Genomic DNA, 6481 nt, shown 5'->3' on the forward strand with positions numbered 1-6481 from the left:
TATGTTGAAGTTATATCCAAAAATTATATCTATCAATTTATGAAATTGTAAGAAATAGAGAGTATTTAAGAGAAAATAAAAGTATATAGAGGGAGTTGATATATTATGAAGAATTATTTAAAACTTGTAACATCATATATAAAAAAATATAGGAGTAGAACTTTTGCAATATGTTTTAGTATAGTTCTTAGTATATCATTAATAGTTGGAGTAGGAATACTATCAAAGAGTGCAAAAGAAGCTGACATAGTTAAAATGAAATATGAATGTGGAAATTATCATGTAAGATATAAAGACCTAAATAAAAAACAACTAGATATTATAAGCAAACATAAGGGCATAAAAAATATAGGATTATCATCATATTATGATTCAAATAATCCAGATGGAGAATTGATGATAAATATACTAAGCGTAAATGAAGAATATATAAAATCAGGAAATTCACAAATAATAGATGGAAAATTTCCAAATAAACAAAATGAAATAGTATTAGAAGAATGGGTTCTAAAAAATATGGGAATAAAACCTAAAGTTGGAGAAAAAGTAACTATAGAGTTATTTAATAAGAGAAAAAAAGAAACCTATACGTTAGTAGGTATATTAAAAGATAGAACAAGAGAAAAATCAGTAGGTATAATGGAAGGTTTTTTAGCAATAGATCTGAGTAATAGTTCCAAACTAGATGCTTATGTAACATTTTATGAAAAATCAGATATAAATAAAAATATAAAAGAAATATCTAAAGAAGCCAATATAAAAAATAATAATATAAGAAAAAACAATATGTTATTAGATTCATTGAGTGCAAATGGAGAAACTGATTATAATGTTATAGCTTTATCAATTATAGTAGCTATCGTATCAGGAATTGTTATATATGGAGTATTTAATATATCAATACTTCAAAGGATATCAGAATATGGAGTAATAAGAGCAATAGGTGCAGACTCATTGCAAATTTTTAAGCTAGTAATATATGAATTATTGATATTGTTAGTGATAAGTACACCGATAGGAATTGGACTAGGGATAATCGGAGCAAAAATATTTAGATCTATATCAGGAGGATTATTTACAGAGGGAATTGTTGCGATTACAAAGCTTGTTATACCCTTAGATATACTAGCACTTTCTATAATAATTGAAGGAGTAACAATATTAATAATTTCATTTTTAACATTTATAAATATAAGGAAAATTTCAGCCATGGATGCTATAAAAAAAAATATATCTTCTAAAAATATGAGTACAAGACAATTTTTATCAGTTTCGTTTTTAACTAAATTTATGTCATTCCAAAAAGCTGTTTCATTTAAAAATATATTTAGAAATAAAAAAAGTTTTATAATGATAATTTTATCAATGAGTTTAGGAAGTGCTATGTTTATAGTTTCAAGTTTTTATGTCAATTTAGCTAATATACAAGGAGAAAAAGTAGCTGAAACTTCAAATGTAAATACTGATTATAAAGTAAGTATGATACCTTCACAGTCAATGGATGCCGGGATATCTAAGGATGAGATAAAAGAAATAAAAAGTTTAAAGGGGATAAAATATGTAAATTCAATTCAAGTGCTATATTCTCTAATGTACTTAAATAAGTCTCAAATAGCAGAGCCTGGGTATTTTGAACAACAAAATTCATTTCCATACAATAAGAAGGTATTAAATGGATTATTAAATGAAGATAAAAACACCGATGGCTTTATACTTAAAAATAATGTATATGGGTATGATGATGATTTATTAAAGAAACTAGAGAAATATTTATTAGATGGCGAGATTAATATAGATAAAATGAAAAATGAAGATATAGCATTAATTAGAATACCACATCCATTAGGTCCAAATGTTGTAGATTTAAAGGTTGGAGATAAGATTAAAGTTACATACAAAGAAGATTTCAAATTAGGTAAAGATCGATTAAGATTTGATACTAAAAAGGGTAAGTACGTAACGAAAGAATTTATAGTTGGAGGAATAGTTGATGAACTTATAGAAACTTCTGATTATTATACTGGAGACAGTAGTGTTGATCTAATAATTCCTTCTAGTAAATTCAAATCTAATATAGGATTTGACAATTATCAAATAGTAAATATAGATAAAAAATCAGGTGTGAATTCAAATAAGTTAAATGATAAAATACTTAATATAACTAATAAAATAAAAGGGAGTACAGTAAGAAATCTTGGCAAAGAAAGAGGAGAGATAGATTTATTGCAAAAAAACAAACTAACTTTTATTTACTCAATAATAGTAATATTATTTATAATAAGTTTATTTAACATAATAAATAATATCAGTTATAGTCTTATATCTAGAACTAATGAGTTGGGAATGATCAGAGCTATAGGGATTACAAATAAAGAATTTAAACAAATGATTAGATTTGAAGGGTTTACATATGGCATAATTTCAAGTGTTTTTACAATTATATTTGGATTAGTTGGACAAGTACTTTTATTTAATACATTAACTCCTAAATTAATAAGTCCTAAATTTATAATACAGTGGCAAAATTACTTATTAATAATATTTATAAATATTTTAATAGGATTTATGGCAACTTATTTCCCCTCAAAGAAAATAAAAGATTTATCAATAGTTGAATCAATCAGTTCACTAGAGTAGGTGAAAATATGAAAGAAAAAGTAAAAGTAGCTGTAATAGATACTGGTATAGATAAAAATCATAAATATTTAAAAGATAATATAATTGGAGGAATAGCATTTGAATCCAAAGATGATTATATCTTGGTATCAAATAACTATGAAGATGAAAATGGACATGGAACATTATGTACATCAATTATAAAGAAAGAGTTTGAAAATGTAGAATTTTTTGTAGTTAAGGCTTTGAATAACTTAGGAAGAACAAATATACAAGTGTTAGAAGAAGCGTTAAAGTACCTTTTAAATATAGATATAAAAATTTTAAATTTGAGTTTATCTGTTATGGAAAGTGAGCTTGTTCAAGAGCTATATGAAATATGTGAAGAACTTAATATACAAGACAAAATTATTGTATGTTCTGTTGCTAATGGATTTGAATGCAGTTATCCAGCAAAATTTAACAATGTAATAGGAGTTAAAGGATTTATATTAGAAAATGAGAATGCATTTTGGTATAACAAAGACTATGATATTCAATGTGTTATAGATAATAATTCATATTTAAGATGCGACTTAAATAATTCATATAAGTTATTTGGAAAATGTAATAGCCAAGCAGCAGCAAAGTTGACTGGAGTAATAGCTTCTATTTTATATGAAAATCCTAGTGCTAAGTTGGTTGATTTAAACGTGGAATTAGAAAAATTTGCTATAAGAAACTATTGGACAAATAAGGATTTAGAAAAAAGTAAAAGATATCCAAAATTAAAATCATATGAAAATAATATTAATCAAGATATTTTAAAAGATGTTGTAGATGTAATTAGAGAAGTTCTCAGCATAGATAAAGATAATGAAGAATTGTATAAATGTAGCTTATTTAACCACTATATTGGATTAAATGAAGACAACTGTTTTGAAGTAATAAAAAAATTAGAAGAAAAATTTGAGTTAAGTTTGGATTATATGAATATTTCAAGGTATGATTTTGCATCTATATACACATTAACGGAATTTGTTGAAAATAATTTAAATAACGGGGGAAGAATAGTATGAAAATATTAGAAACTATAAATCTTACAAAAACTTATGGAAAAGGTGAAACCGTAGTAAATGCACTTAATAGTGCAAATATATCAGTTGAAAAAGGTGAGTTTGTTGCAATAATAGGGCCAAGTGGTAGTGGAAAATCAACAATGCTTCATTTACTTGGAGGACTTGAAAGACCTAGCAAGGGAACTGTAAAAATAGAAGGTGAGGATATATATGAATTATCAGAAAACAAGCTAGCACAATATAGGAGAAAAAAAATAGGTTTTATATTTCAACAGTATAATTTAATACCAGTACTTACTGTTAGAGAAAATATAGAAATGCCATTAATGTTAGATAAAGCAATTATAGATAAAACATATATAGATGAGCTTATAGAGTTTTTAAGATTAACAAAAAGACAAAAGCATTTACCTAATCAATTATCTGGAGGACAGCAACAAAGAGTAGCTATAGCTAGAGCATTAGCAGCAAAACCAGCGATAATACTTGCAGATGAACCGACTGGAAATTTAGACACTAAAACGACACAAGAAGTTATATCGTTGCTTAGAGAATCTATAAAAAAATATAATCAGACATTAATAATGATAACGCATAATGACAAAGTGGCTCAAAATGCAGATAGAATAATATCAATAGTTGATGGTAATATAAAACTATTAGAAACTAATAAATAACATGGTATTGGAGAGAAAAATTTGAGTAATTCTAAAAATATAAAAAGATTTTTGAAAGTAGTATTTGAAAAGAATAAAGTTATAGCATCTATAGCATTTATAATTATGTTAATAACATCTGTATTAGATTTATTTATACCTCAAATAACAAGACTAATATTAGATGATGCTATAAATAATAGCAAAACAAATTTATTAATAAAATTAGTTTTACTATATACAGCTATACGTATTTCTTCATCATTACTTAGTGTTATATTGGAATATATATATTCAAAAATGAAAAAAAGAGTATATATTAAGCTAAAAATAAAATTATTGAAGCATTTGTCTAAGTTGTCAGGCGATTATTATACTAATATAAAGACAGGAAACATATTGAGTATAATAGAAAATGATATGTTTATAGTAGAAAATTTTGGTGCAGAAATATTATTTTCTTTAATTATAAATGCAATTACCGCATTTATAGCTTTATTTTTCTTGTTAAAGATGGAGTTTGATTTATTACTTATAGTAATTATCTTACAGTTATTAATTACGTTAAGTCAATCTAAATTTACCAAAATTATATCATCAAAAACTGAAGAAATTAGGAAGAGTGATGGTAATCTATCTAATATAATTCAAGAGTTTGTTTCTAATATAATGAATATTGTAATATCCAAATCTAGTTTTAACTTTTTCAAAAGATATATTAAGCAAGAAAAGAGCTTGGTAAGTAAATGTATAAAGTTAGACATGATTATTTCAAGTAATATATCCATAGCTAGAATACTAAATAGTTTAATAACCATTTGTATATATGGATATGGAGGGTTAAAAATAATTAAAGGAAAAATGAGTATAGGAGAACTTATTGCATTTCAACAATACACTGAAATGTTAATTGGGCCATGTATAAGCATTATAAGATCTAATACAAGAATACAACAATCGTTAGTATCTATAAATCGTATATTTAGTGTATTAGATGAACCTATAATTATAAATCAAAATAATAAGGGACATAGACTCTCAGATACTTTTAATGGAGATATAGTTTTTGATAAAGTTGCTTTTTCTTATGATAAAGACAAGACATTAGACAACATTAATATGATATTCGAAAAAGGAAAGATGACTGCTCTTGTTGGAACAAGTGGTTGTGGAAAGTCAACTATAGTAAATTTGTTATTTAGATTATGGGATATCAATAAAGGAAAAATAATGATAGATAATATAGATATTAAAGATTATAATTTAAAATCTTTAAGAAAAAATATTTCCATTGTTACCCAAGATTTATTATTATTTGATGATAGTATATTGAATAACTTAACTTTAGGAAATAAAAACATAAGAAAACAATATGTAGAAAACATATGTAATAGGGTAGAAATTTATAAATTTATAAGCGAATTACCTAATGGATTTGATACTATTATAGGTGAAAAGGGTGTAAAATTATCAGGTGGTCAAAAACAAAGAGTTGCTATTGCAAGAGCACTTATTAGTAACTCAAGTATTATAATATTTGATGAAGCAACCTCAGCCTTAGATAATATTTCTCAAAAGAGAATATTAGAAAATATAAATGATCTTTTAAAAAATAAAACAATCATAGTAATAGCACATAGATTATCTACTATAAAAAATGCAGATAAAATATATGTTATAGACAAAGAAAAGTAGTTGAAGCAGGTTCTCATGATGAACTTATATTAAATAAAAGTGCATATTATAACTTATTAAATGATCAAAATCAAGAATTAGCATTAGCTTAAATAAAATATAAATCAATTAGAGAACTTCGGTAGCAAAGGAGTAAAGGTGAATCTTTGAATACATAAAAACGATATTAATAGGAATTTATAAAGCAAGTCTTGAGATGCTTTGCAGTTTTTAAAATAGAAAGGAATAGGGGGCGTTGGTTTTGAACTCTATTCCTTTCCTTTTTTGAACTCCTCTATAAAAAGTATTACTTCTTAGATTAAGAATATCCATAGCTTTTATAGCAGTTATTTTATCCGGGTTCCAAATAGTAGGGGTAGTACCACATAGCCATCAAGCTAAGAAAAAAGTATCCCCTATTCGTCAAAAAAATAGTAAAATGATGCTACTTACAAATTATCTAGAGAGGAGTAGCAT

4 protein-coding genes are annotated in these 6481 nt (G+C 25.2%); all 4 read left to right on the plus strand.

Translation table 11 applies throughout. The features are described from left to right. Positions 1-105: 105 nt before the first annotated feature. Genes BUA77_RS12310 through BUA77_RS12325 form a run of 4 tightly spaced genes read left to right on the plus strand, consistent with a single transcriptional unit; the run spans position 106 to position 6025 of the window. Positions 106-2637 (plus strand): ABC transporter permease, encoded by a 2532-nt coding sequence (locus BUA77_RS12310; RefSeq protein WP_072890708.1) that lies wholly within the window; start codon positions 106-108, stop codon positions 2635-2637. Positions 2638-2645: 8 nt separating this feature from the next. Then, positions 2646-3674, plus strand: a complete 1029-nt coding sequence (locus BUA77_RS12315; protein WP_072890710.1) for a S8 family serine peptidase — start codon at positions 2646-2648, stop codon at positions 3672-3674. Next, complete coding sequence (locus BUA77_RS12320; RefSeq protein WP_072890712.1) at positions 3671-4351, plus strand: ABC transporter ATP-binding protein; 681 nt, start codon at positions 3671-3673, stop codon at positions 4349-4351. Before BUA77_RS12315 ends, BUA77_RS12320 begins: the two co-directional genes overlap by 4 nt. Positions 4352-4372: 21 nt before the next feature. Continuing rightward, positions 4373-6025, plus strand: coding sequence for an ABC transporter ATP-binding protein (locus tag BUA77_RS12325; RefSeq protein ID WP_242939125.1), 1653 nt, complete (start codon positions 4373-4375; stop codon positions 6023-6025). Positions 6026-6481: the final 456 nt, after the last annotated feature.

The organism is Tepidibacter formicigenes DSM 15518 (assembly GCF_900142235.1).
GTDB lineage: Bacteria > Bacillota > Clostridia > Peptostreptococcales > Peptostreptococcaceae > Tepidibacter > Tepidibacter formicigenes.